The sequence below is a fragment of the Polaromonas sp. P1_F2 genome (assembly GCF_056405735.1).
Genome location: NZ_JBFUBN010000008.1, coordinates 225,283 through 248,783, shown reverse-complemented (window position 1 = coordinate 248,783; position 23,501 = coordinate 225,283). Strand labels below are relative to the sequence as shown.

Below are 23,501 nucleotides of genomic sequence, written 5' to 3'. Positions count from 1 at the left end.
CGACTGGCCGTCATCGTACGAATCACGAAAGCCGCTGTCTGTAGCACATATGCGTTACGCCAGATACCTTCAGGGGCTCCGTCCTAGTGTGGTGTTGCATGCTTGACGGTACAAATAAAACCGATGGATTTTTGTTCAGGGCAAGACGCAAACCACAGCAATAGCCCCGCTATTGCGCGGATTTGCAACGCCGCCATGGGCAAAAAGACGCGGTTTTATGTACCGGATAGCGTGCAACACCACACTAGACACGAGGTCGGGCTGCAGACCAACAGAAATGAGCTCAAACGGCTATCAAAAATATAGCAAACCAGTCGTCCGGGCGGCACGACGACCGGCACCGGCGGGGCAGCGAACAGGCCCTGCCGCTGACCAGGCACCTGGTACCGGCTTGCCTGTAGAACAAACGGGCTACACAAATAGCGAGTCGTGCGCCCGAAACCGTCGCAAAATGTCTGCCTGATGAATGCACCTCCCGCTGAACAAGACCTGCCCATGATCCGTGTCGCCATCGTCGAGGACGATCCGGGCTTTCGCGGAGCGCTGAGTCACGTGGTGCAGGGCGCTTCCGACATGCGCCTGGTGGGCGCGGCGGGCACCCGTGCCGAAGGCTTGCAGATGCTGAAACAACCGCCGGCCGATGTGCTGCTGGTTGATCTGGGCCTGCCCGATGGCTCGGGCATCGACGTGATCCGTGAGGCTTCCCGACAGTGGCCGGCCTGCAGCATCATGGTGAGCACCAATTTTGGCGACGAGACGCATGTGATGCAGTCGATCGAATCCGGCGCTGCCGGCTACCTGCTGAAAGACAGCTCACCGCTGAAGATGGCGGCCGAGATCCGCAGCCTGGCCAGCGGCGGCAGCCCGATCAGCCCCATCATCGCCCGGCAGGTGCTGGCGCGCTTTCGCCGCGGCACCGCAGCCGGCGCCGGCACGGCGCCCGCCGATATCGACGCGTCATCGCTGCTGTCGGCGCGTGAAAAGGAAGTGCTGGACTACATCACCAAAGGCTTCACCGCCGTGGAAATCGCCAGGCTGATGGAGTTGTCGCCCTTCACGGTGCGCACTTTTGTGCGGCGCATCTACAGCAAACTCAAGGTTACCTCCAAGGCTGAAGCGATCTACGAAGCCAGGAACCAGGGCATTTTGGCGCTGTAGTTGCCCGCGCGAATGCCTTTTCATAATCACCTCCTCCTGCGTTTTTCGCCCCGCATGGCCGTAGCGCTGCTGGCAGCAGCCGCGGTGCTGGCGGGTCTTATCGCCTGTGACTCTGCGGGCACCCGCGCGGATGGTTCCCCCGGCGCAGCGGCCCTGCATCTCACCCAGGCTGACTGGCAGGTGCAAACCGATGCGGGCTTCAGCTCGCCACCGCTCACCCTCGACGGCCAAACCCTGCTGGACCGCTGGCAACCCGTTACGCTGCCGCACGCCCTGCCCATAGCGTTGCTGGGACAGGCCCGGGCTGCGGCATCCGCCGGCGTGGCACCCGTCACACGCACCAGCTGGTTTCGACTGACCGTGCCGCAGGCCCCGGTATCGTCCACGCCACTGGCGCTGTATGCGGCCCGCGTGCGCACCGACGGCACCCTCGCGGTGTATGCCGACGGTCACCTGATACACACCGCACAGCAGCAAGGCCCGTTGTGGAACAGCCCGCACACGCCGCTATGGGTGCTGCTGGAGAAATCAGCCGATGGCCGGCCGCCGCGCGAGATCACGCTGCGCATCGAGCACACGGCTGCGACGCAGGTGGCGCTGTCATCACTGTGGCTGGGCCCGGTGGATGCCATCAGCTGGCGTTACCACGGCCGCCAATGGCTGCAGCAGGAATTGCCGGGCATGTTCAGCTCGGCTTTCCTCGCGGTCGGCATCTTCGCCTTGCTGGTGTGGTTGCGGCGCCGGCATGAGCCGGGCTATCTGCTGTTTTTTGTGCTGGCGGTCATGTCTTTCATACGGGGCCTGCATTTTTATGTGAACTTCCCGATTGCCAACGACTGGTTTGCCTGGTTCACCGTCAACTCGCTGTTCTGGCTGGTCACGGTGGTGCACTTTTCAATCGGCCTGCTGCACCGGCGCCAGCAACTGTGGCTGACGCGGGCACTGATCACCGCGTCCGTGCTGATGGCCCTGCTGACCCTGCCCGTGTGGCCGGCGCTGCCCAACACGCCGAGGACCACGCCCATGCTGTATGTGATGGCCGCACTGATGGGCACGAGCGTCAGCGTGGCGGGCATCATCAACGCCTGGGGGCGCTCTCGCAGCGCCATGGTGGTGGCCATCGGGACGGTGCTGGCCACGCTCTTTAGCGCGACCGACTGGCTGGTACAGAACAATTTCATCAGCCCCGAAAACTGGTATCTGGGCCCGCATACCAACGCGATCACCTTCAGCGTCTTCGGTTACGTGATGTACCGCCGTTACACCGGCGCCATTGCGGAAGTCGAGCAGGTCAACGCCAGCCTGGCCGAGCGCCTGCGGGCGCGCGAAGCCGAACTTGAAGCCAGCCACCGCAGCCTGCGCGAGATCGCCCAGCGGCAGATGCTAAGCGATGAACGCCAGCGCATGATGCAGGACATGCACGACGGCTTGGGCTCGACGCTGATCAGCGCCATCCGCTCCGTTGAAGTCGGCGGCATGAGCGACGAACGCGTGACGCAGACCCTCAAGGACTGCATGGACGACCTGAAGCTCGCCATCGACTCGATGGAGCCGGTTGAAGCCGACCTGCTGCTGCTGCTGGCCACACTGCGTTTCCGGCTCGAACCCCGGCTGGAAGGCACCGGCGTCACGCTGCTCTGGGAAGTTCAGGAGCTCCCCACGCTGCACTGGCTGGACCCGCGCAATGCGCTGCATATCCTGCGCATCCTGCAGGAGGCCTTTGCCAACGTGCTCAAGCACGCGCAGGCCAGCGAGATACGCGTCACAACGGCTGCGGGCGACGGCTGGGTCAATGTCAGCATCGCCGACAACGGCAAGGGCTTTGCTGTGGAGCAGGCGCTGGGCAGCGGCGGCAAGGGCCTGGCCAACCAGCGGCGCCGCGCGCATGCCATAGGCGGTGATGTGGAATTTGAATCCTCGCCGGCCGGCACCCGGCTGACCCTGCGCCTGCCCGAAAAGCGCCCCGCTGCAGTGTGAACCCGCCGACTGCAACAAAAGCGTTAACGCGGCCAGCCACCGATACACCGTTGTCCTTCTTTTGGGCGATACGCGCTCAGCTTTGCATCGCGCGGTAGCGCGTACTGTCCCTAGATATGGGGACACGCCCCGGCCCGCCCTTGAAGCACAATGGCGTATTTCCGGCCGTCCGCGCCCCATCCTGCGGGCGGTACGCCCAGGCATGCACAAGGCATGCGCCAATGCAGGAACCGACATGCAGCCCAGCCCCAGCCCGTCTCCCATCCATGTGGCGCTTGTGGAAGACGACGTTCACTTCCAGAACGCCATCGTGACCGCCATCGCGGCTTCGCCCGACATCCGCCTGATGAGCCTGGCCAGCACACGCGCGCAAGGCCTGCAGTCGCTGCAAGGCGCGCCGGCCGACGTGCTGCTGGTGGACCTGGGCCTGCCCGACGGCTCAGGCATCGACGTGATACGCGCGGCGCATACGCAATGGCCGACCTGCGCCGTGATGGTGTGCACGGCCTTCGGCGACGAGGCGCATGTGCTGCAGTCCATAGAGGCCGGCGCCTCGGGCTATTTGCTCAAGGACAGCGAGCCCGAGAACATGCTGCACGAAATACGCAGCCTGCACGGCGGCGGCAGCCCCATCAGCCCGCTGATCGCGCGGCAGATCCTGATGCGCTTTCGCGCCGCGCCTTTGGTGGCGCCGGCTGCCGCGCCGGCGGCGGCACCGGTGCAGGCCGCCAATGAACAGGCCGCCCTCTCCAGCCGCGAAAAAGAGGTGCTGGAACTCATCACCAAAGGCTTTACCGCCGACGAGATCGCCCGGCTGATGCAGGTGTCGCAGCACACGGTGCAAACCTACGTGCGGCGCATTTACAGCAAGCTCAATGTGAACTCCCGGGCCGAAGCGATTTATGAAGCCAGGCATCAGGGCATTCTGGCGGCCTGAGGTGCGCGGAGGCATGGTTCGCTGGCTGCTGCTGTGTGCCTGGCTGCTGGCCTGCGGCCCCGCCGCCTGGGCCGCGGGGCCGGTCGTCCACTACACCCGCGCCGAGATGCTGCGCGAGGAAGCGGCCAGCTTCAAGCCCCTGGCGGCCACGATCGACGACAGCGCCCTGCCCGGAAGCTGGACACAGGTGGCATTGCCGCGCGTGATTGAAAAGCCGGCGGCCCCGGCCGCAGGCAAGTCGCCCGTGGTCACCACCTGGCTGCGCATACGCCTCGATGAGCTGCAGGGCATCAAGAGTCCCACGCACTTCTACCTGAAACGCTGGCTCGCGGCCGGCCAGATCGCGGTGTATGCCGACGGCCGGTTGCGCTACCGCTCCACCGGCAGCCCGGTATGGAACCTCTTTAACCACCCCGCGCTGCTGCTGCCGCTGAACCTGACCGCCGACAGCCCGCCGCCCCAAACCCTGCTGATACGCCTGGACAGCCTGCCCTCGCCCGAGGCGGCGATCTCCTCGTTCTACGCGGGCGATTCCGACAGCCTGGTCGAAATGGCCGCCAGGCGCGACTGGCTGGCCAACCAGCTGCCTTTTATGTGCAGCGCGGCCTTCCTCGCCGTCGGGCTTTTTTCATTGGCGGTCTGGGTGGTGCGCCGCCAGCCCGCCAGCCTCTACCTGTTCGCGATCGCTTTGCTGAGCGCCACGCGCCGCTGGCATTTCCAGCTCGGCCCCGAAAAACTCATCGTCAGCGACGCCTGGTTTATCTGGCTGACCCTTAACGCCCTGATGTGGCAGTCGCTGATCACGCACTATTTCCTGCAGTTCCTCCACGGCCGGGCCATGCCTTGGCTCAGCCGCGTGATGCTGGGAACGGCCGTGGTGTTTTCCATCGTCACCCTGCCCTTTGCCTCCGTCTTCCCCAGCCTGCTGGCGCTGCGGCCCTATGCCCACCTGCTGTTGATCAGCATGGCCACGGTCATCGTGGTGATCGGGCTGTGGCACTCATGGCGCAGTCGCTCCCTGGATGCGAAGATGCTGTCGATCGCCTTTTTCCTGAACTATGTGTTTGGCGTCTACGACTGGGCGCGGCTCAAGTACGTGCTGGACCTGGAGAGTTATTACCTGACGCCTTACGCGGCCATGGCGCTGTTCGCCGTGTTCGTGGTCATCATGTTTCGCCAGTACGTGGGGGCCCTGGCCACTGTTGAGCAGCTCAATACCGGGCTCGAAGAAAGCCTCAAAAACCGCGAAACCGAACTGGCGGCGAGCTACCAGAAACTGCGCGAAGTCGAGCAGCGCGAAGTGCTGAGCCAGGAACGCCAGCGCCTCACGCAGGACATGCATGACGGCCTGGGTTCTTCGCTGGTCAGCGCCTTACGCGTGGTCGAAGGCGGGCGGCTCAGCGAGGCCGAGGTGGCCGAAGTGCTCAAGGGCTGTATCGACGACCTGAAGCTGACCATCGATTCGATGGAGCCGGTGGAGGCCGATTTGCTGCTGTTGCTGGCCACCCTGCGCTTTCGGCTGGGCCCGCGACTGGCGGGTGCTGGCGTGTCACTGCGCTGGGAGGTGTCCGACGTGCCGCCGCTGGACTGGCTGAACCCGCGCAACGCGCTGCACATACTGCGCATCCTGCAGGAGGCCTTCACCAACACCCTCAAGCACACCCGCGCCACGCAGATCCGGGTGATGACGGGCGCCGAAGACGGTTATGTCAGCGTCATCATCGCCGACAACGGCGGTGGCTTTTCCGTCGACGAGGCCCTGGCCGGCGGCGGCAAGGGCCTGGCCAACCAGCAGCGCCGCGCGCAAGCCATAGGCGCGGAACTCACGCTGGCCTCCACGGACGCGGGTACGGTGCTGACGCTGAGGCTGCCGGAGAAGCGCCCTTAGCCGGCATGGGTTTGAGCGTGCCGCCCGCGAGCGCTTTACGCCTCGTCTTCATAATGGCGAGATGACAGCCACACACCAGCCCCTTGCCTTCATGAGCCTTTCACGCCGTTTCCCGCGGCCCCCTGTCCTTCTCGCATCCCTTGTTCTTCCCGCCCTGCTGTGCTGCGGTCTTGCGCAGGCCCAGCCTGCAGGCCCAGTCCGCGCGGCCTCCGCCGCCAAACCCGCAGGCGCCGCCACCCATCCTCTTGTGGGCACCTGGAACTGGACCTTGCCCGGCAAGCCATGCACGGAAACCTGGCAATACCGCGCCGACGGCAGGAGGCTGGGCACCAGCGGCGAGGAAGTGACCCAGGGCGATTACCAGGTGTCGGCCAAGCCCACGACCACGGGTTTTTACCCGCTGACCGAAACCGTGACCAACAGCAACGGCAAGCGCGACTGCTCGGGCGACCTGCATGCGGACGGGGACGAAAGCGTGATCCGCTTTATCCAGTTCAGCCCCAAGCAGGACCAGTTCATCGTCTGCAAGACCGCTTCACTGGAGGCCTGTTTCGGGCCGCTCAGACGCGTGCCCTGACGCCCTACCGGGCGTCTATTAGCGACTGCAGAACATCCGGCGCGAAATGCTCGCCGATATAGTCGGCCAAGCCGTCAAACACCGAATCCAGCGTGGGCGCGGCCGCGCCGAACAGCGCCTGCAGCACGCGTGGGTCTTCAAACATGCCATGTAAATAAAGGCCCAGCACATTGCCGGCATGGTTCTGCCAGGCCAGCCCCTCGGGCATCACGGCATGGGCGATGTCGCCGGCCGCGGCCATGGCCGAATGCGGGGCCGTCTGGCCGTGGTGGATTTCGTAGCCCTGCACTTCGACACCTGACAAGGCGGCCCACAGCCCGCGCAGCGGCATGAAACCGGCTTGGCGGTGCCGCACGGTCTTGGCTTCGTCAAACACGGTGACCACCGGCAGCAAGCCCAGCCCCGGCGCATTGCCATCTATCCCGTGCGGGTCTATCAGCGCCTCGCCCAGCATCTGCAGGCCGCCGCAAATACCCAGCACCGCACCGCCGCGGCCCGCGTGCGCGGCCACCGCCTGGTCCAGCCCCTGCGCACGCAGCCAGGCCAGGTCGCCGCTGGTGTGTTTGGAGCCCGGCAGGATGACCCAGTCGGCGCCCATCAGCTCGGCCGGGCTGCGCACCCACTTGAGGCGCACGCCGGGCACATTCTTGAGCGACTGGAATTCGTCGAGATTGCTGATGCGCGGGTAGGCAACAACGGCAACCGTGGTAGTGACCGCGCCCGAAGCCACGCTGCGGTCGTCAAAGACCCCGTCTTCCTCCGGCAGGCCGTGCTGCCACCACATGGGCAAGGTGGCCACCGTGGGGATGCCGGTCATGTCCTGCAGCATCTGCGGTCCCGGCGCCAGCAGTTTCGCGTCACCGCGGAATTTGTTGAGCACAAAGCCTTTGATGAGTTTTCGCTCGGCTTCGTCCAGCATGGCCCAGGTGCCGTAGAGATGCGCGAACGCGCCGCCGCGGTCTATGTCGGTCACCAGCAGGCAGGACGCATGGGCGTGCTGCGCGGCGCGCATGTTGACGATGTCGCTGGCCTTGAGGTTGATCTCGGCCGGCGACCCCGCGCCCTCCATCACCACCACATCGTTGTCGGCGATCAGTTCATCAAGCGCCCGCGACACCACGGGCCAGACCGAGGCGCTGCGGCCGCGCCATTCCATGCGCGAGAGTTCGGCATTGACCTGCCCCATCAGCACGACCTGGCTTTGGGTGTCTTTTTCGGGTTTGAGCAGCAGCGGGTTCATGCGCACGTCGGGCACGGCTCTCGCCGCCAGCGCCTGGAAATACTGGGCGCTGCCGATCTCGCCGCCCGCGACCACTCTTGCGTTGTTGCTCATGTTCTGCGCCTTGAAGGGCGCGACCTTGAGTCCTTGCCGCGCGTAATAGCGGCACAGTGCGCTTGTCAGCCAGCTTTTGCCGGCGCCGCTGGTGGTGCCCAGCACCATGACACTTTTTGCGCTCATGAGGTTCTGAAAAGTTGTTGCCATGCATTGTGCAACGCGTCCTGCACGGCGGGCGACTGCACACCCAGGCGCACATGGCCGGGCAGGCCGAAGGATGTCGTGTCGCGCAGCTTGATGCCCTGTTCACGCAGCGCGGCAAGGACCTGCGGCAGACTTAGGCCTTCAGGCAAGGCCGGCCGCGCGCAGAAGAAGTTGGCTTCGCTGGGCAGGCAGCGCCAGCCCAGCGATTCGCATACCGCGATCTGCCGGGCCTTCCATTCACGCAAGGTCTGCAGGCTGGCGGCCAACCAGTCCTGCGCCTCGCGGCCGGCCCAGGCCTGCAGCATGGCCTCGCCGTGCGCGCCCACCGGCCAGGAGGGGCAGAGTTGTTCGAGCGCGGCAGCGGCATCCTCTTGCCCCAGCGGCGCAATCACATAGGCCGCGCGCACGCCGGTCAGGCCCAGCGCCTTGTTGGGCGTCCAGAGCTGCCAGGTGCTGTTGAGTTGTTGCGACGAGAGCGTGGTCGCGGCGCTGAGCCTCAGCGGCTCGTAGGCACGGTCCAGCACGACAGGGGTTTGCGTATCCCGACCATCGATCAGCGCGCTCAAGCCTTGTTGTGCAGCACCGAGCGGGCTTGAAGGCTCGCAAGCCCAGAGCAGTTGCGCATCCCCGGGTGTGCCGGCTACCGCCAGGCCGTGTGCCCCCGCTGCCTGTGCGTAATCGCCGTAGCTGAACGGCGGCAGCCAGACTGCACGAGCACCCTGCCCGGCCGCCAGGGCCGTGATGCGAAAGATGAATTCACTGGCGCTGGCGGCCGGCAGCACACGCGCCTCGTCCACACCATGGAAAGCCGCCAGTTGCCGGCGCAAAACCGTGTAGCCGGCGTCGGGATAACGCGTGGCATCGGCCCTCTGGACGGCCGCGATTGCCGAAGGGCAAGGCCCGCAGGCATTGCTGTTGGTCGAAAAGTCATGCAGTGGCACACCCACGCCATCGGGCCCGCCATGGATGCGCTGTTTCGCGCTCATGCCGACCCCACCAGCACCGCGGCCAGCAGTAGCGCCGCCATGGCCAGGACGACCAGGGCAAACACTGCTTTGGCGGCCACGCCCTGGGCCAGCGCCGTGTCCGCCGCGGCGGGCGGCCGGCCTTCAGGGTTCAGCGTGTAGACGCCGGGCTTGCCCAGTGAAACTCCGAGCGCCAGCGCCATGGCGGCCATGGGCCAGCCGCTGTTGGGCGATGGGGTCTTGCGCGCTTCTTGATGCAAGGCGTGAAACGGCAGGCCGCGTGCCGCCAGCGCGAGCAGCAGCGCGGTGAGGCGCGCCGGCACCCACGACAGCACGTCGTCCGCGCGCGCGGCCCACTTGCCGGCCCATTCCCAGTGCTTGCCGCGATAAGTGCCGCGGTAGCCCCACATGGCGTCGGCGGTATTGGCGAAGCGGTAGATGGCGGCGCCGGGCAGGCCGAACAGCACAAACCAGAAGATGGGCGCCACCACGGAATCATTGAGGTTCTCGGCCAGCGATTCGATCGCGCTTTCGCGCACCTGGCTGGCACTGAGTTGCATGGTGTCGCGGCTCACGAGCCAGGACAGGCGCTCGCGCCCGGCTTCCAGCGACTGGCCCAGCGCCAGCTCGACCGCGCCGACCTCTTCGCGCAACATGCGCCAGGACATCATGCATTTGAGCAGCCAAGCCATCAGCACGACCAGCAGCGCGGTGTCGACGGCGCCCTGCCAGTCCGGCGCCGCGACGTAGCCGGCCAGTTGCCAGAACACCAGCGCCTGCGCGCCCCAGGCCACAGCGCCGGCCAGTACCGCGCCCAGCCACCAGGCCAGCGCGCCCAGCCAGAATGCCGTCGCGGGTGGGCAGTGCACCGTCACGCCGCCGCAGAGTTTGAGGTAGTTGCCCATCCAGACCACCGGGTGGACGGGCGAAGGCGGCTCGCCCATGTGCCTGTCTATCCACAGCGCCAATCCCAGGGCCAGCGCCAGGCAGCCGGCGGCATACGGCAGGCCGGGTGAAAGGTAAAAACCGGTCCAGCTCATGGACGGCGGCAAAGCGAGGCAGCCCGTCGGGGCTCGTCGGGAATCGTCATGGCGCCTCTTTGGCGGCAGGGGCGGCACCCCAGCGGTCTTCAAACACCATCTCGGCCAGCGGTGCGCGGCGCGCCCATTTTTCGGCCTGTAGCATGGGTTGGTCGTAAAAAGCCTGCACCGGTCCCAGGCACAGCACGGCGATCGGCTGGCTGCCCTCGGGCATGTGCAGCAGCGCGGCCAGTTGCAGCGGATCAAAGATCGAGACCCAGCCCATGCCCAGCCCTTCGGCGCGCGCCGCGAGCCAGAGGTTCTGGATGGCGCAGGCCGCCGAGGCCAAGTCCATCTCGGGCAGGGTGCGGCGGCCGAACACATGCTGCTCCCGCCCGGGCGGCAGCGCCACCACCAGCACCTCGGCGGCATCAAGCACGCCCTGCACTTTGAGTTTCATGAACTCGTCTTCGCGCTCGCCCAGGGCCCGGGCCGTGAGCACGCGCTCCTGTTCGACCAGCGCATGGATGCCCTCGCGCAGGGGCCGGCTGCGCACGCGGATAAAACGCCAGGGTTGCATGAAGCCCACGCTGGGCGCATGGTGCGCGGCCGATAGCAGGCGCTGCAGCAACTCATCGGCCACCGTGCCGCCGCTGAAGTGGCGCATGTCGCGCCGCTCGAAGATGGCCCGGTACACCGCCTCCTGCTCAGCGGCGCTGAAGGCGTGGCCGGGCGCGGCCGGGTCGCCGGCCGGGACCAAACCCATCACAGCACTCACTGTGGTGCTTGCACGGCGCCGACAACAGGCGCCTCGGCACGCTGCAGCACCGCCAGCAAGGCCGGGCGTACCCAGCGCTGGAAGGCCCATCCACCGGCCAGGCCCATACAGACCCAGAACGACAGCGACACCCAGGTGGTGGCCCAGATGAACTGCGTGCCCAGTTGCTCCAGCGCGGCATGGGCTTCAGGGCCGAAGCCGGCCAGGGCATCGCCCTGCAGCTTGGGCGCGCCCACCACAAAGGGCAGCGCCAGCAGGGCCACGGCCACCAGCCAGCGCCAGGATGCGCGTGCAAAACCGGCCACGGCGCAGGCGCCGGCCGCACTGGCCACCGCCAGCACCCACCAGACCTGGCGGGCCTGCAATGGCGCGGCCTCCATACCGGGCACTTCCGCATGCAGGCCCAGCGAGGGCCAGAGGTGAAAGCTCAGCCAGCCGGCCGCCGCCACGAGGCCGGCCAGGCGCAGCGAGGCCACCGCGCCGCCGCGCCGGTAAAGCCATACGCCCATAACCGCGAACAGCAGCAATGCCATGCTGAAAGCGTGCAGGATGTTGGCCACCCAGGTCCAGCCAATGCGCTCGGCGCCGTTTGCTGGCTCCCATTCCTTGGCGGTGCCGTGTTCGTGAGGCGCCGCGCCTTCGGCATGCGTGTGGGCAGCGGGCGCTTCGGCAGGCTTGGGGACCTCGGCCTTTTGTTCCTCATACACCTCGGCCGCCAGGATCAGAGGGGCGGCTTGCCAGCGCTGCATGCCGGTTTGCACGCTGCCCACCACCACCGCGGTCGCAAGGGCCGCCCAGATCAATCGTTGGAAAATCATGGATGTCTCCCGGTGAAAGTACAGCTCAATGGCAAGGTTTGACGGTGATGTGGCGCACGTCATGCGCGGCGTTGTGCGCCAGCGGGCTCTCGGCAAAAGCCACGCCGTACAGGACGACAAAGCCCAGTGCGGCGGCGCCCAGCAGCGGACGCAGCACGGCCAGGCCGGGGTTGAGGGTGTGGGTGTGGGAAGGGCTGTGGGTCAGCGTTGTCGGTTCGGTCATGGCGATCTCCTTGAAGTAAGTGGTAAATGGAAGGGAGGGTGAAATAAATCAAACGTAATGGATTCGGTGCGTCATGTCGAGCCCTGGCCGACGGGGGGCAGCCGCGCCAGGATGCCGCCGCGCAGGCGCTCTGGCCGCGCGTTGCGGGCCAGGTTGCCGTCAGCGCTGTGCTTGTGCAGCTGCGCGCAGGCCAGCACCTGGGCCGCGGTCTCGGCGTCGGGGACCAGGTCGCCGAAGTAGTAGCTGAATTTGCCCGGCGCCTGCAGGGTCACGGTGCAGGCACGGGAGCAGCCGCTCATGCAGGCCAGGCCGCGCAGCTGCAGGCCTTTGTGTTCCCCGGTGTCGAGCTCGCACACCAGCAACGCGTCCTGCACGGCCTCGAACAGGGCCAGGCCGTGGGCCGGCAGTTCGCGCGATGCCCCCGGGGGGCGGCAGGTGGTGCAGACAATGATTTCGGTATCGGTCATCGGTAAGGAATTCGTTTTTTGCGACGGATAGATAAAGATAAGTCAGGCTTGCGCCAGGTGGTGTTCCGCACCCCAGCGCGCGGCCCAGGCGGCGCAGCGGCCCAGGGGTTTGTGCGGATCATCAAAGTCCACGATCACGAGATGCTGCGCCGCCGGCGGCGCCTGGGGCTGCTCCAGCGTGCGGCCGTCCGTCAGCAGCCACAGCCAGCTCTCGGTGGGGCCGCTCTTGCGCAAGCTGCGCCGCAGCAGCCGTTCGGCCAGGACAAGCGCCTCGGCCAAAGGAGTGCCGCCGCCACCGCCGACGGGACGCAGGCGCTGGCTGCCGGCGGCGCGTGCGCGGCCCGGCGGCAGCAATAACTCAACGCCCTGCCCGCCGAAGCGCAGCAGCGCCACATCGTCACCCTGGCGCGCGGCCTGCTCGATCATGAAGGCTGCATGGCCCTTGGCCAGCGCCAGGCGGCCACGCGCGCGCATGGAACCCGAGGTGTCGAGCACGATGCAGTGCAGCCGGCTGCCGCGCAGCGCCACGGGCTGGCGGCGCAAATGCTCGCGTCGCAGCGGCGCGGGCCCTTTGGCGATCACGGTGGGCAGCCAGGCAATGGCGGCACCGCGCTGCTGCGCGTTCTGCGACGCAGCGCTTGTGGAAAGAATTTGGGGTGGAGGCCACCGCCAGCTGCCAGGCCCGTTGCGCGGGCGGCGGCTGGGGTGGCCTAGGCTTTTTTTGGCGGCCACCCCGCGATGCGCTGGACCTTGGCCATGCCTTCGGGCTGGGCCGGCAGCGCGCCCCAATCACCCTGCGGCGTGGGTTCGATGGATGATGGTTCCTGCGCGCGCTCCGGCTTGTGGGGGGGTTGTTGCTGCGCCCCGCTATGGGCCGGTGGCTGCGCGGCACTGCCTTCGGGACGGCGATGCGCGAGTGCCAGCTCGGCCACGGCATCCACGTCGTCCACTGTCACTTCGCCGCGTCCTTCCAGCGCCGCCAGCGCGCGTGCGGCGCGCAGCATCACCAGGTCGGCCCGCATGCCGTCCACACCGGCCGCGATCGCGCAGGCTGCCGCATGGTTCAGCACGGCGTCCGGCCAGGTGAGGCGCGGCAGCGCGGAGCGGGCCGCCACCAGCGCGGCGCTGAGCCTGCGCTGTTCTTCCGCATGCTGCTCGCCGAGTGCGGCCGGGTTTTCATCAAAACCCAGGCGGGCGCGCAGGATGGCGGTGCGCTGCTGCGCATCCACCGGATTGGCCAGCGCCACCGACAGGCCGAAGCGGTCCAGCAACTGCGGGCGCAGCTCGCCCTCCTCCGGGTTCATGGTGCCCACCAGCACGAAGCGCGCGGCATGCTGGCGCGAAATGCCGTCGCGCTCCACGGTGTTCACGCCGCTGGCGGCCGCGTCGAGCAAGGCGTCCACCAGCGCGTCTGGCAGCAGGTTGACCTCGTCCACATACAACACACCGTTGTGGGCCCGCGCCAGCAGGCCGGGCGCCAGGCGCACCTTGCCGTCGCGCAGCACGTCTTCGACATTCAGGGTGCCCACCAGTTGCTCCAGGCTGGCAGCCAGCGGCAAGGTGACAAAAGGCGCGTCAGGCAGCAGCGCGGCCAGCGCGCGCGCTGCCGTGGACTTGGCCGTGCCGCGCGGGCCGCTGATCAGCACGCCGCCGATGCCGGGGTCTATGGCCGCCAGCTGCAGCGCGCGCTGCAACTGCGGCTGGCCGACCAGCGCGGTGAAGGGAAAGGCCGCGCGCGCGGCGGGCTCAACGGCCTCAGCGGAAATGTCCAGTTCAGGCTTGTTCATGGCAAAGGTCCTTCTCCGTGTTCTTCAAGCCGGCGCTCCAGCGCCAGCAGATGTTCTTCAATGCGTTCGCGGTGTTCGCCGGGCGCCTCCCACAGGCCGCGCCGCATGGCTTCGAGCAGGCGTTCGCCGATGCTGCGCAGGGCGCCGGGGTTGTGCCGCTGCAAAAACGCGCGGTTGGTGTCGTCGTGCAGATAGGCTTCGGCCACCAGCGCGTACTGGTGGTCGCCCACCACGCCGGTGGTGGCGTCAAACGCGAACAGGTAGTCGACCGTGGCCGCCATCTCGAACGCACCCTTGTAGCCATGGCGGCGCACGCCTTCCAGCCACTTGGGATTCACGGCGCGCGAACGCACCACACGCGCCACTTCCTCGCCCAGCGTGCGTATGCGCGGCGCGCCGGGCACGCTGAAGTCGCCGTGGTAGAGCGCGGCCGGCACACCGGCCAGCTGTTCCACCGCCACCGCCATGCCGCCCTGGAACTGGTAGTAGTCGTCCGAATCGAGCACGTCGTGCTCGCGGTTGTCCTGGTTGTGCAGCACAGCATCAAGGCCGGCCAGGCGCTGCTCGAAACTGCCGCGCGCGGCCGCGCCGTGTTCGCCCTGGCCGTAGGCAAAAGCACCGGCGCGCAGATAGGCCTGGGCCAGGTCGGCGCCGTCGTTCCAGCGGCCGCTGGCCATGACTTCCTGCAACCCGGCGCCGTAGCCGCCGGGGCGCGGGCCGAACACGCGCCAGCTGGCCTCGCGCTCGGCGGCCTCGGCGCTGAGCCCCCGGGCCTGCGCCTCTTGCGCCTCGCGCCGCACCCGTGCGCGTATCGGGTTCACCTCGTCGGGTTCATCCTCTTCGCTGATCGCGGCCACGGCGCGCACCGCGGTGTCGAACAGGTCGATCACATTGGGGAAAGCGTCGCGGAAGAAGCCCGACACGCGCAGGGTCACGTCCACGCGCGGCCGGTTTTTGATGGCCATGGGCAGCACTTCGATGTCCACCACGCGGCTGCTGCCGTCGGCCCATTTGGGCCGCACGCCCAGCAGCGCGAAGGCCTGGGCGATGTCCTCGCCGCCGGTGCGCATGGTGCTGGTGCCCCAGACCGACAGGCCCAGGCAGCGCAGCATCTCGCCGTGGTCCTGCAGGTGGCGCTCGACCACGCGCTCGGCGGCGGCGGCGCCCATGGCGTAGGCGGTCTGCGTGGGCACGGCGCGCGTGTCCACCGAATAAAAGTTGCGCCCCGTGGGCAGCACGTCGGGCCGGCCGCGCGAGGGCGCGCCGCTGGGGCCGGCCGGCACAAAACGGCCGGCCAGGCCGCGCAGGCACTGGGCGATTTCCTGCGGGCCGCAGGCATCGAGGCGTGGGCGCAGCACCTGGTGCATGCGTTGCAGCACCGGGGCGGTGTGCGGCCAGGCTGCCGCATCCCATGCCTCATCGGCCACCACATGGTCAGCGACGAGTTGCCGGGCCAGCAGCTCCAGCCGCTCGCGTGTGTGGCCCGCGTGGCGCCACGCTTCAGTGCTCAACTGCTGCAGCACCGCCGGGTGCGGGCCATTCCAGGGAGCCGCCCATTCGGGGCTGAGTGCATTGAAGCCTTCGACGCCGTCCAACTTCAAATCCTGGGCCAATGCCGCCAGCAGGCTGCGCTGCCCTGCTGCTGAACCGCCGGGGAAACGCGCCAGCGCCACCAGCGTGTCAACCTGCTGGCGGCCTTGCGGCGAGCTGCCCAGGATGTGCAGGCCGTCGCGAATCTGCGATTCCTTGATCTCGCAGAGGTAGGCGTCCAGCCGCTGCAGCAGTGCCTGTCGCGCCGCCTCGTCAGCGGGCTTCGCAAAACCGAGCTCGGCGTGCAGGCCTTCGCTGAGCACGCGCTCCAGGATGTCCACGCGGAGGCGCTGCGCGCGCCGGGGATCCAGCGACAGGGCCTCGTAGTACTCGTCCATCTGCCGCTCCAGCTTCTGCAGCGGGCCGTAAGTTTCGGCACGGGTCAGGGCCGGCATCAGGTGGTCGATGATGACCGCCTGGGTGCGGCGCTTGGCCTGACTGCCCTCGCCGGGGTCGTTGACGATAAAGGGATACAGATGCGGCAAGGGGCCGAGGATGGCGTCGGGCCAGCAGGCCGCGCCCAGCGCCACGCTTTTGCCGGGCAACCATTCGAGGTTGCCGTGTTTGCCCACATGCACCACCGCGTCCACCGCAAAGCAGCGGCGCAGCCAGAAATAAAACGCCAGGTAGTTGTGCGTGGGCACCAAGTCGGCGTCGTGATAGGTGGCGACCAGGTCCAGGTCGCGCCCGCGCGCAGGCTGTATGCCGACAAACACCTGGCCCAGGCGCAGGCCGGAGACCATGAAGCGGCCGCCGCGCACCATGGGGTCTTGTTCCGGTGGGCCCCACAGGGCGTTCACGGCATCGCGGCCGGCGGCGTCCAGGCGGTTGAAGTCCTCCAGGTAGTCGGCCATGGCCAGGCTCTGGCCGGCGGGGCGCATGTCGTTGGCATCCAGGTTGTTGGTCACACCCGCCACCAGCGCGGCAATCAGTGCGTCACCGCCCTCGGGCAGATCGCCCGTGGCGTAGCCCGCATCCTGCATGGCGCGCAGCAAGGCCACGGTGGAAGCCGGCGTATCCAGGCCCACGCCGTTGGCCAGGCGGGCATCGTCATTGGGGTAGTTGGCCAGGACCAGCGCCACGCGCTTGTCCGCATTCGGCTTGTCGCGCAGCACGCACCAACGGCGCGCCAGCTCGGCGACAAAGGCCATGCGTTCGGGTTCAGCCTGGTAGCGCACCACGTCGACCTCGGTGCGTTCATCGCGCCAGGCCAGGCCCTTGAAGCTGACGGAGCGTGTGCCGATGCGGCCGTCCACCTCGGGCAGCACCACCTGCATCGCCAGGTCGCGCGGCGCCAGGCCGTGCGGGTCGGCCTGCCACTGCTCTTGCGAGCAGCCGGCGGTGATGAGCTGCAGCACGGGAGCGTCACCGGCCAGCGGCTCCATCAACGCACCGTCCACGCTGTCCGCGTCGTCGCCATCAAGCGCGGTGATCGCGAAGCTGGTGGCGTTGAGCACCACGCCCACCTGATGATCTGCCGCCAAGGACCGCAGCAGCGTCAGGCTTGCCGGGTTCTTCAGTGAGTCCACCGCCACGGCCACCGCATTCATGCCCGCGCCGTGGAGCGCCGCCAGCATGGCGTCAAACACCGCGGTGTTGCCGGCCTGCACATGGGCGCGGTAAAACACCAGCAGCGCGGCGGGAGCACCGTCCTGCCATGGCGCTATCTCCCGTGGCTGGTAGGCCATGGCGGGTGGCAGCGCTTCAGGCGGCGCGGGGCGCGCGCCCAAGCCGAAGGCAGAGTGGCCTATCAATTCAAAAAAGGTGCGCGCATTGTCGCGGCCGCCCTCGCGCAGGCAGCGCCAGAGCTGGCGGCAGTCCTCTTGCGGGGCGGTGCTGCGCATCAGCAGCTGCAGGTCTTCAGCGGCATCGCCCGAAAACAGCGCCAGCCACTGGCCGCGTTCGCGGGCCAGCTCACGCACCCGCTCCACCACATAAGCCCAGTCGCTGGCTGCCCCAAGATGGTCGATCACCACCACGCGCGCATGCTGCAATACTTCGTCCACATACATGTCGGCAGATGCCGGCTGGCGCAGCCACATCAGGTTCGCCAGGCGCACTGTGGGGAAACCATCGGGCAACTGCTGCGCGGCATCGGCCAGCAAAGCCAGCGTGGTATCGGCCGCGCTGAGCACCACGATGTCGCCCGGCGTTTGTTCCACACGCACCACGCCCTGGCCACCGTCTTCAACGTGGCCGCCTGGGCGTGTAGAGAGCAAATGCATTTTTTACTTCAATGTTCAAACAGTCTGGGCATGCCGAAGAGGGCGGGATGGGCGGCTACGCGAATGTCCCCCGCAGCGGCCTAAGGCCGACTGCTCCTCCTTTATTTCGCTACGCCACCCACCCCACCCTCTTCGGCAATCAGCATTGGGGTTGTGCAGCGGCTGAACAAGCCAAACCACACCTGGCGCAGGCCGACGGGGCATTCTGCGCAGCGGCATAAAGGAGGAGCCCGCAGGGCGGAGGACAGCCGCGGAGCAGAGTGCACCGTCGGCCTGCGCCCACGCCAAACGTATAGCGACAGCGTTCATTTGAATTCAGGCCGTTGCTTTACCCAAGGCTGCCTGCAGCTCAGCCTGCAGGACAGCTGCATTCAATTCGGAACCGATCAGCACCAGACGCGACTGTCGCGCTTCATCCGAACGCCAGGGGCGGTCGAAGTAACTGTCAAAACGCGTCCCCACACCCTGCACCACCAGGCGCATGGCCGAACCGGGCAAGGCCACAAAGCCTTTGGCGCGGTAGATTTCATGGCCTTCGACGAGGCTGCGCAAGGCGGCCAGCAGCGCGTCGCGGCCGGGCACGTCCAGCGCCACCTGCACCGAGTCAAAGGCGTCGTGGTCGTGGTCTTCTTCCTCGTCGTGGTGGGTCTTGCGCTGGTCGATGACGTCTTCGACCGCGCGCTCCAGGCCCAGCAGCACACCGATGTCGATGCGGCCGTGCTGCGCATGCACCAGCTTGACGCCGGGCGCGGTCTCGGCGCGTATGGCGGCTTCCACGCCGGCCAGCGCGGCGGCGTCCAGGCCGTCGGTCTTGTGCACCACCACCAGGTCGGCCGTGGCGAGCTGGTCTTCGAACAACTCGTGCAGCGGCGATTCGTGGTCGAGGTTGTCGTCGGCGCGGCGCTGGGCATCGACGGCCACCGGGTCGTCGGCAAAGTCGCCGGCGGCGACGGCGGGTGCGTCCACCACCGTCACCACCGCATCCACCGTGAAGGTGTTGCGCAGCGCGGGCCACTGGAAGGCCTGCACCAGCGGCTTGGGCAAGGCCAGGCCCGAGGTCTCGATGATCAGGTGGTCGATCTGATCGCGGCGCGCGGCCAGCTTTTCCATCACGGGCGCGAACTCTTCCTGCACGGTGCAGCACAGGCAGCCGTTGGCCAGCTCATAGAGTTGCCCGTTTTCTTCGCCGTTCTCGTCGCAGCCTATGCCGCAGCCGCGCAGCAGTTCACCGTCGATGCCGAGCTCGCCGAACTCGTTGACGATGACGGCGATGCGGCGGCCCTGCGCATTGGCCAGCAGGTGGCGCAGCAGCGTGGTCTTGCCGCTGCCCAGGAAGCCGGTGACGATGGTGGCGGGGATTTTTCGGGTTTGCATACTGTGTGTCTCGGTTGAAAATTTAGCGGGGCGAATTAACGGGGCGGTAGTGCGCTCAGGCATTCCACCAGCATTTGCGCGGCCTCGCCCAGGCGCGGGCCGGGGCGCGACAGCAGGTCCATGCGCTCGGTGTCCAGCAGGCACAGCTGCCGCTGGCGCACCGCGGGCAGCGCGCTCCAGCCGGGCCGCTCCGCGACATTGGCCAGCGTGGCGCGCGGGCCGATGATGATGTCGGGCGGGCGGCGCAGCAGCAGCTCGGGGTTGATCCGGGGAAACAGGCCCAGCTCGCCGCTGACCACATTGACCAGGCCCAGCCTGGCCACCGTCTCACCGATAAAGCTTTTTTCACTGGCTGCGGAGGACCCTGCCCCGACTTCCACATAGACCGTGCGCCCGCGCAGGGCGGCGGGCATGCGGCCGGCCGCGGCGTCGAGTTCGGCCTCCATACGGGCCACCAGCTCCGCGGCACGCGCCGGCTCGCCCAGCATGTCGCCGAGCTTCAGCAGCATGCGTTTCAGGTCGGCATGGGTGCGGGCATCAAAAGTCGTCACCGGCACTCCCAGGGCCTGCAGGCGTTCGCCGGCGCGGCTGCGCGGGCCCAGCAACACCATATTGGGCCGCAGGGTCACGATGCGTTCGATCTGCGCGTCTTCCAGGCCACCGACCTTGGGCAGCGCCAGCACCGAACCGGGCCAGGTGGAATGACGGTCGGTACCTACCAACTGGGCACAGCGGCCCAGCGCGCACACGGCTTCGGTCAGCGAAGGCGCAAGCGTGACGATGCGCGACACCGGCTGTGAGCCCTGCGCCATCGCGAAGCCGGAGAGCAACCCGAGAACTGCCAGCGACGACACCATGGGCAGCATGCGCAGCGCGGTACGGGAAGCGATAAGCGTGGAAGCCATCTTGTCTAGTCTTCAATACCGCGTTGGGCTGGCACGCCGGCTTTGAAATGGTGCTTGATCAAGGTCATCTCAGTGACCGTATCGGCCAGCTCCACCAGTTCGGCCGGCGCATTCCGGCCGGTCAGCACCACGTGCACATGCGGCGGGCGTTCGCGCAGGCAGGTGAGCACGGTTTCCAGGGGGATCCAGCCATAGCGCAGCGGGTACATGATTTCGTCCAGCACCACCATGAAGTGCTCGCCCGCGCGTATCGTGGCCTCGGCCCTGGCCCAGCCGTCGAGCGCGAGCTGGGCCGAGTGCTCGAGGTCGCGGCTCTTCCAGCTGAAGCCGTCGCCCAGGCCTTCGATGGGAACGCCGAGCTGCTCGAACAGCCGGTGCTCGCCGAAACGCGCGCTGGGCACCTTCATGAACTGGTAGACCTTGACGGCCTTGCCGCGGCCGTGGGCGCGCAGGGCCAGGCCAAAGGCCGCCGTGCTCTTGCCCTTGCCGTGGCCGGTGTTGATCAAGATGAGGCCGCGGCGCTCAGCCGTGGGAACGACACGTTCGTAATCGACGGGGGGTGTTTCAATTTGCATAGGAGTCCTCTTTGCGGGGCGGTTGACTTTGGGCAGCGCGATCCACTGCCCTTGCAGGGGGTGTACGGCAATGCGCCCGTCGAATACATCTTCCAGGGCCCGGTGCGTGGCCAGGTCGGCGCAGGCGCCCTGGTGGGTGACGCGGCCTTCGGCCATCACCACCAGGGTGTCGGCCTGCAGCGCCATGGTGATCTCGTGCAGCACGCTGACCACGGTCTTGCCTTCGGCCACCAGGGCACGCACCACGTCCAGCCAGTCGGCCTGGTGCGGCGGGTCCAGGTTGGCCAGCGGTTCGTCCATTAGCAGCACCTGGGCCTGCACCGCCAGGGCGCGCGCCAGCAGCACGCGCTGGCGCTCGCCGCCCGAGAGCTGGCCCAGGGCGCGCTCGCGCCAGTCCCAGGCGCGGGTGGCGCGCAAGGCCTGTTCGACGGCCGCCCGGTCGGCGGCGCTGGGGGGCGCCAGCCAGGCCTGGTGCGGCAGGCGGCCCAGCATGGCGACGTCCCACACGGTCAGGTCGTCGGCCGAGGTTTCGTTCTGGCCCAGCCAGGCCAGCTGGCGGGCGCGCTCGCGATGCGGCAGAGTGTGCAGCGGCTGGCCCAGCAGGCTGACCTCGCCGCCGTGCGGCAGCACGCCAGCCAGGGCCCTGAGCAAGGTGGACTTGCCCGCGCCGTTGGGGCCGACAATGCTGGTCCAGCGCGCGGCGGCGATGTCAAGACTGATGCCGTGCAGCACCTGCTGCCTTTGCACGCCATGGCCGAGGCTGGCCGCGATGCCTTGCGCGCGAAGGGCGATGGGATTCGTCACGGTGTTCATGCCGCGCGCCCTCCGCCCAGGCTGCTGCTGCGGTGCATCAGCCACAGCAGGTAGCCGCCGCCCAGCACCGCAGTGAGCATGCCCACGGGCAGTTCCTGCGGGGCCATGAGGCCGCGCGCCAGCGTGTCGGCGGCCATCAGCAGCACACCGCCCATCAGGCTGGAGAGCAGCATCAGGTGGGCGTGCGTGGTCTTCACCACCGAGCGCACCAGGTGCGGCGCGGCCAGGCCCACAAAGGCGATCAAGCCGGTCTGCGCCACCGCGGTGCCGGTGGCCAGCGCCAGCACCGCCACCAGCGCCGCGCGCATGGGCGCCACCGGCAGGCCCAGGCTGACGGCCGTGGCGTCGCCAAGGCTCAGGCCGTCGAGCACACGCGCCAGCAGCCAGGCCGCCAGCACGCACACGAACCACACGCCGGCCATCAGCACGCAGGAAGTCCAGCCGACAAAAGCGGTCGAGCCCAGCATGAAGGCCTGCATGGCCTGCAGCGATTCGGGCGAGAACAGCAGCACCAGGTGCGTCATGGCCCCCAGCACCACGCCCACCACCACGCCGGCCAGCAGCAGGCGCAGGGTATGGCCCACACCGCGCGACAGCGCCAGCGTGAGCATCACCGCGAACACCGCGCCCAGGAAAGCCGCGCCGGTCAGGCCCAGGCGCACCCACAGGCTGCTGGAAAACACGCTGACGGCCACGCCGCCGTTCATCATGCTGCCGCCCAGCATGCCGGCGCCGCCGCCCAGGGCGGCCAGCGCCAGCGCCACGCCCAGCGAGGCGCCCGAGGCGCTGCCCAGCAAATACGGATCGGCCAGGGGGTTGCGAAACAGGCCTTGCGCCACCGCACCGGCCAGGCCCAGCAAGGCGCCTGCCGCCCAGGCACCCAGGGTGCGCGGCAGGCGGATCTGCCAGATGATTTGCTGCGCCATCGCGGTCTGCGACGGGTCCTGCGCGGGATTGAGCAGCGGCGTTATCAGGTTCTCCAGCCCGGCGCTGCCCACGCAGATGCCGAGTACTGACAGCGCCAGCGCGCCCAGCACACCGGCCCACACCAGCCACCACACACGGGCCTGCATCATGGTTTGGCTCCCGGGGCTTTGCCGGCCAGGCATTTAGCCATCAGGCGCGCGCCCTCGGCCATGCGCGGGCCGGGGCGCACCAGCACATCGGCCTCTTCGGCCGGAAAGATGCAGACCCGTTGCTCGCGCAGTGCGCGAATGCTTTGCCAGCCGGGCCGCGCCTGCAGGCCGTCGGCGCTGCGCTGGCCGACCATGACCAGGTCGGGATTGGCGCGGACTATGTATTCGGGGTTGAGCTTGGGGAAGCGCCCGAGTTTGGCCGGCACGATGTTTTTGACGCCCAGACGCGCCAGTGTCTCGCCGATAAAGGACGACTCGCTCGCCGCGTACGGGCCCTGGTTGACTTCGAAGTAGACCCGCGTACCGCGCACACCGGCCGGCAGCGACTGGGCCGCTGCCGAGACGCCGGCGTCGATCGCGCGCCAGATGCGATCGGCATCGGGCACCTCGAGCAACTGGCCCAACTTGAGCATCACACGCTGAACGTCGGCGTGGTTCCTGGGCTCCAGCGCCACCACTTTCAGGCCCAGCGCCTGCAGGCGCTCACCCGCGCGTGACGAGGTGGCCATCAGCACCACGTCGGGTTTGAGCGCGACGATCATCTCGATGTTGGGGTCCAGCCCGCCGCCGACCTGGGGCAGTTTCTGCACGCTGGCGGGGAAGTTGGAATAGCGGTCCACCCCGACGAGGCGCTGGCACCGGCCGAGCTCGCAAACGGTCTCGGTCAGCGAAGGCAGCAGGCTGACGATGCGCTGCGGCGCCTGGGCCAGCGTGACGGTCACGCCGCGGTCGTCGGTGACTTGCAGGGCGCGGGCAGGCGCCGCCGCCAGCAGGCACAGCAGGGGCAACAACAAGGCAATGCGTTTCAC

20 protein-coding genes and 1 pseudogene are annotated in these 23,501 nt (G+C 67.8%); 5 read left to right on the top strand and 16 right to left on the bottom strand.

What is annotated here, in order from left to right; translation table 11 throughout:
* Positions 1-462 precede the first annotated feature (462 nt).
* The 5 genes from AC1D0O_RS17390 to AC1D0O_RS17370 all read left to right on the top strand — a co-directional run bounded on the left by AC1D0O_RS17390 (position 463) and on the right by AC1D0O_RS17370 (position 6,537).
* Positions 463-1,158 carry a response regulator transcription factor gene (locus AC1D0O_RS17390; protein WP_477654745.1) on the top strand — a complete coding sequence of 232 codons (696 nt, stop codon included), beginning with the start codon at positions 463-465 and terminating at the stop codon, positions 1,156-1,158.
* Between the two features lie 54 nt (positions 1,159-1,212).
* The gene (locus tag AC1D0O_RS17385; protein ID WP_477654744.1) at positions 1,213-3,135 is read left to right on the top strand and encodes a sensor histidine kinase; all 1,923 of its coding nucleotides are present in this window, start codon (positions 1,213-1,215) and stop codon (positions 3,133-3,135) included.
* Positions 3,136-3,370: 235 nt separating this feature from the next.
* The gene (locus AC1D0O_RS17380) at positions 3,371-4,072 is read left to right on the top strand and encodes a response regulator (RefSeq protein ID WP_477654743.1); all 702 of its coding nucleotides are present in this window, start codon (positions 3,371-3,373) and stop codon (positions 4,070-4,072) included.
* 13 nt (positions 4,073-4,085) lie between these two features.
* Positions 4,086-5,960: a sensor histidine kinase gene (locus AC1D0O_RS17375; RefSeq protein WP_477654742.1), complete on the top strand. Its 1,875-nt coding sequence runs from the start codon at positions 4,086-4,088 to the stop codon at positions 5,958-5,960.
* Between the two features lie 61 nt (positions 5,961-6,021).
* A complete protein-coding gene (locus AC1D0O_RS17370; protein WP_477654741.1) occupies positions 6,022-6,537 on the top strand; it encodes a hypothetical protein in 516 nt (171 codons plus the stop codon).
* 4 nt (positions 6,538-6,541) lie between these two features.
* On the opposite strand, the gene AC1D0O_RS17365 is transcribed toward AC1D0O_RS17370, so the two are convergent.
* From AC1D0O_RS17365 to AC1D0O_RS17290, 16 genes and pseudogenes are all read right to left on the bottom strand, one after another.
* Entirely contained in the window at positions 6,542-7,996 is a 1,455-nt protein-coding gene (locus AC1D0O_RS17365; protein ID WP_477654740.1) for a cobyric acid synthase, read from the bottom strand.
* Entirely contained in the window at positions 7,993-9,003 is a 1,011-nt protein-coding gene (locus AC1D0O_RS17360; protein WP_477654739.1) for an aminotransferase class I/II-fold pyridoxal phosphate-dependent enzyme, read from the bottom strand. Before AC1D0O_RS17360 ends, AC1D0O_RS17365 begins: the two co-directional genes overlap by 4 nt.
* A complete protein-coding gene (cbiB, locus tag AC1D0O_RS17355) occupies positions 9,000-10,022 on the bottom strand; it encodes an adenosylcobinamide-phosphate synthase CbiB (RefSeq protein ID WP_477654738.1) in 1,023 nt (340 codons plus the stop codon). Before cbiB ends, AC1D0O_RS17360 begins: the two co-directional genes overlap by 4 nt.
* Positions 10,023-10,068: 46 nt before the next feature.
* Positions 10,069-10,767 (bottom strand): 5,6-dimethylbenzimidazole synthase, encoded by a 699-nt coding sequence (bluB, locus tag AC1D0O_RS17350; protein WP_477654737.1) that lies wholly within the window; start codon positions 10,765-10,767, stop codon positions 10,069-10,071.
* Between the two features lie 8 nt (positions 10,768-10,775).
* Positions 10,776-11,597, bottom strand: coding sequence for a CbtA family protein (locus AC1D0O_RS17345; RefSeq protein ID WP_477654736.1), 822 nt, complete (start codon positions 11,595-11,597; stop codon positions 10,776-10,778).
* Between the two features lie 25 nt (positions 11,598-11,622).
* Positions 11,623-11,820, bottom strand: coding sequence for a CbtB domain-containing protein (locus tag AC1D0O_RS17340; RefSeq protein WP_477654735.1), 198 nt, complete (start codon positions 11,818-11,820; stop codon positions 11,623-11,625).
* Positions 11,821-11,891: 71 nt separating this feature from the next.
* Positions 11,892-12,287 carry a DUF1636 family protein gene (locus tag AC1D0O_RS17335; protein ID WP_477654734.1) on the bottom strand — a complete coding sequence of 132 codons (396 nt, stop codon included), beginning with the start codon at positions 12,285-12,287 and terminating at the stop codon, positions 11,892-11,894.
* A 42-nt stretch (positions 12,288-12,329) separates the two neighbouring features.
* Positions 12,330-12,869: a vWA domain-containing protein gene (locus tag AC1D0O_RS17330; RefSeq protein WP_477654733.1), complete on the bottom strand. Its 540-nt coding sequence runs from the start codon at positions 12,867-12,869 to the stop codon at positions 12,330-12,332.
* Between the two features lie 128 nt (positions 12,870-12,997).
* Positions 12,998-14,074, bottom strand: coding sequence for a magnesium chelatase ATPase subunit I (locus tag AC1D0O_RS17325; RefSeq protein WP_477654732.1), 1,077 nt, complete (start codon positions 14,072-14,074; stop codon positions 12,998-13,000).
* The gene (cobN, locus tag AC1D0O_RS17320; RefSeq protein WP_477654731.1) at positions 14,071-17,889 is read right to left on the bottom strand and encodes a cobaltochelatase subunit CobN; all 3,819 of its coding nucleotides are present in this window, start codon (positions 17,887-17,889) and stop codon (positions 14,071-14,073) included. The genes AC1D0O_RS17325 and cobN overlap by 4 nt, the downstream gene beginning before the upstream one ends.
* A gap of 315 nt (positions 17,890-18,204) precedes the next feature.
* Entirely contained in the window at positions 18,205-19,263 is a 1,059-nt protein-coding gene (gene cobW, locus AC1D0O_RS17315) for a cobalamin biosynthesis protein CobW (RefSeq protein ID WP_477654730.1), read from the bottom strand.
* Positions 19,264-19,298: 35 nt separating this feature from the next.
* Complete coding sequence (locus AC1D0O_RS17310; RefSeq protein ID WP_477654729.1) at positions 19,299-20,168, bottom strand: ABC transporter substrate-binding protein; 870 nt, start codon at positions 20,166-20,168, stop codon at positions 19,299-19,301.
* A gap of 5 nt (positions 20,169-20,173) precedes the next feature.
* Entirely contained in the window at positions 20,174-20,743 is a 570-nt protein-coding gene (gene cobO / locus AC1D0O_RS17305) for a cob(I)yrinic acid a,c-diamide adenosyltransferase (protein ID WP_477654754.1), read from the bottom strand.
* 27 nt (positions 20,744-20,770) lie between these two features.
* Positions 20,771-21,556 (bottom strand): annotated as a pseudogene (locus AC1D0O_RS17300) (ABC transporter ATP-binding protein); the annotation flags it as partial.
* On the bottom strand, positions 21,553-22,632 hold the full coding sequence (locus tag AC1D0O_RS17295) for a FecCD family ABC transporter permease (RefSeq protein WP_477654728.1): 1,080 nt from the start codon (positions 22,630-22,632) through the stop codon (positions 21,553-21,555). The pseudogene AC1D0O_RS17300 and the gene AC1D0O_RS17295, both read right to left, overlap by 4 nt.
* The gene (locus AC1D0O_RS17290; RefSeq protein ID WP_477654753.1) at positions 22,629-23,501 is read right to left on the bottom strand and encodes an ABC transporter substrate-binding protein; all 873 of its coding nucleotides are present in this window, start codon (positions 23,499-23,501) and stop codon (positions 22,629-22,631) included. The genes AC1D0O_RS17295 and AC1D0O_RS17290 overlap by 4 nt, the downstream gene beginning before the upstream one ends.

Bases quoted from the DNA above. Each gene is read 5' to 3' on its own strand.
- AC1D0O_RS17390 (WP_477654745.1), top strand. From the start codon at position 463: ATGAATGCACCTCCCGCTGAACAAGACCTGCCCATGATCCGTGTCGCC.
- AC1D0O_RS17385 (WP_477654744.1), top strand. From the start codon at position 1,213: ATGGCCGTAGCGCTGCTGGCAGCAGCCGCGGTGCTGGCGGGTCTTATC.
- AC1D0O_RS17380 (WP_477654743.1), top strand. From the start codon at position 3,371: ATGCAGCCCAGCCCCAGCCCGTCTCCCATCCATGTGGCGCTTGTGGAA.
- AC1D0O_RS17375 (WP_477654742.1), top strand. From the start codon at position 4,086: ATGGTTCGCTGGCTGCTGCTGTGTGCCTGGCTGCTGGCCTGCGGCCCC.
- AC1D0O_RS17370 (WP_477654741.1), top strand. From the start codon at position 6,022: ATGACAGCCACACACCAGCCCCTTGCCTTCATGAGCCTTTCACGCCGT.
- AC1D0O_RS17365 (WP_477654740.1), bottom strand. From the start codon at position 7,996: ATGAGCGCAAAAAGTGTCATGGTGCTGGGCACCACCAGCGGCGCCGGC.
- AC1D0O_RS17360 (WP_477654739.1), bottom strand. From the start codon at position 9,003: ATGAGCGCGAAACAGCGCATCCATGGCGGGCCCGATGGCGTGGGTGTG.
- cbiB (WP_477654738.1), bottom strand. From the start codon at position 10,022: ATGAGCTGGACCGGTTTTTACCTTTCACCCGGCCTGCCGTATGCCGCC.
- bluB (WP_477654737.1), bottom strand. From the start codon at position 10,767: ATGGGTTTGGTCCCGGCCGGCGACCCGGCCGCGCCCGGCCACGCCTTC.
- AC1D0O_RS17345 (WP_477654736.1), bottom strand. From the start codon at position 11,597: ATGATTTTCCAACGATTGATCTGGGCGGCCCTTGCGACCGCGGTGGTG.
- AC1D0O_RS17340 (WP_477654735.1), bottom strand. From the start codon at position 11,820: ATGACCGAACCGACAACGCTGACCCACAGCCCTTCCCACACCCACACC.
- AC1D0O_RS17335 (WP_477654734.1), bottom strand. From the start codon at position 12,287: ATGACCGATACCGAAATCATTGTCTGCACCACCTGCCGCCCCCCGGGG.
- AC1D0O_RS17325 (WP_477654732.1), bottom strand. From the start codon at position 14,074: ATGAACAAGCCTGAACTGGACATTTCCGCTGAGGCCGTTGAGCCCGCC.
- cobN (WP_477654731.1), bottom strand. From the start codon at position 17,889: ATGCATTTGCTCTCTACACGCCCAGGCGGCCACGTTGAAGACGGTGGC.
- cobW (WP_477654730.1), bottom strand. From the start codon at position 19,263: ATGCAAACCCGAAAAATCCCCGCCACCATCGTCACCGGCTTCCTGGGC.
- AC1D0O_RS17310 (WP_477654729.1), bottom strand. From the start codon at position 20,168: ATGGCTTCCACGCTTATCGCTTCCCGTACCGCGCTGCGCATGCTGCCC.
- cobO (WP_477654754.1), bottom strand. From the start codon at position 20,743: ATGCAAATTGAAACACCCCCCGTCGATTACGAACGTGTCGTTCCCACG.
- AC1D0O_RS17295 (WP_477654728.1), bottom strand. From the start codon at position 22,632: ATGATGCAGGCCCGTGTGTGGTGGCTGGTGTGGGCCGGTGTGCTGGGC.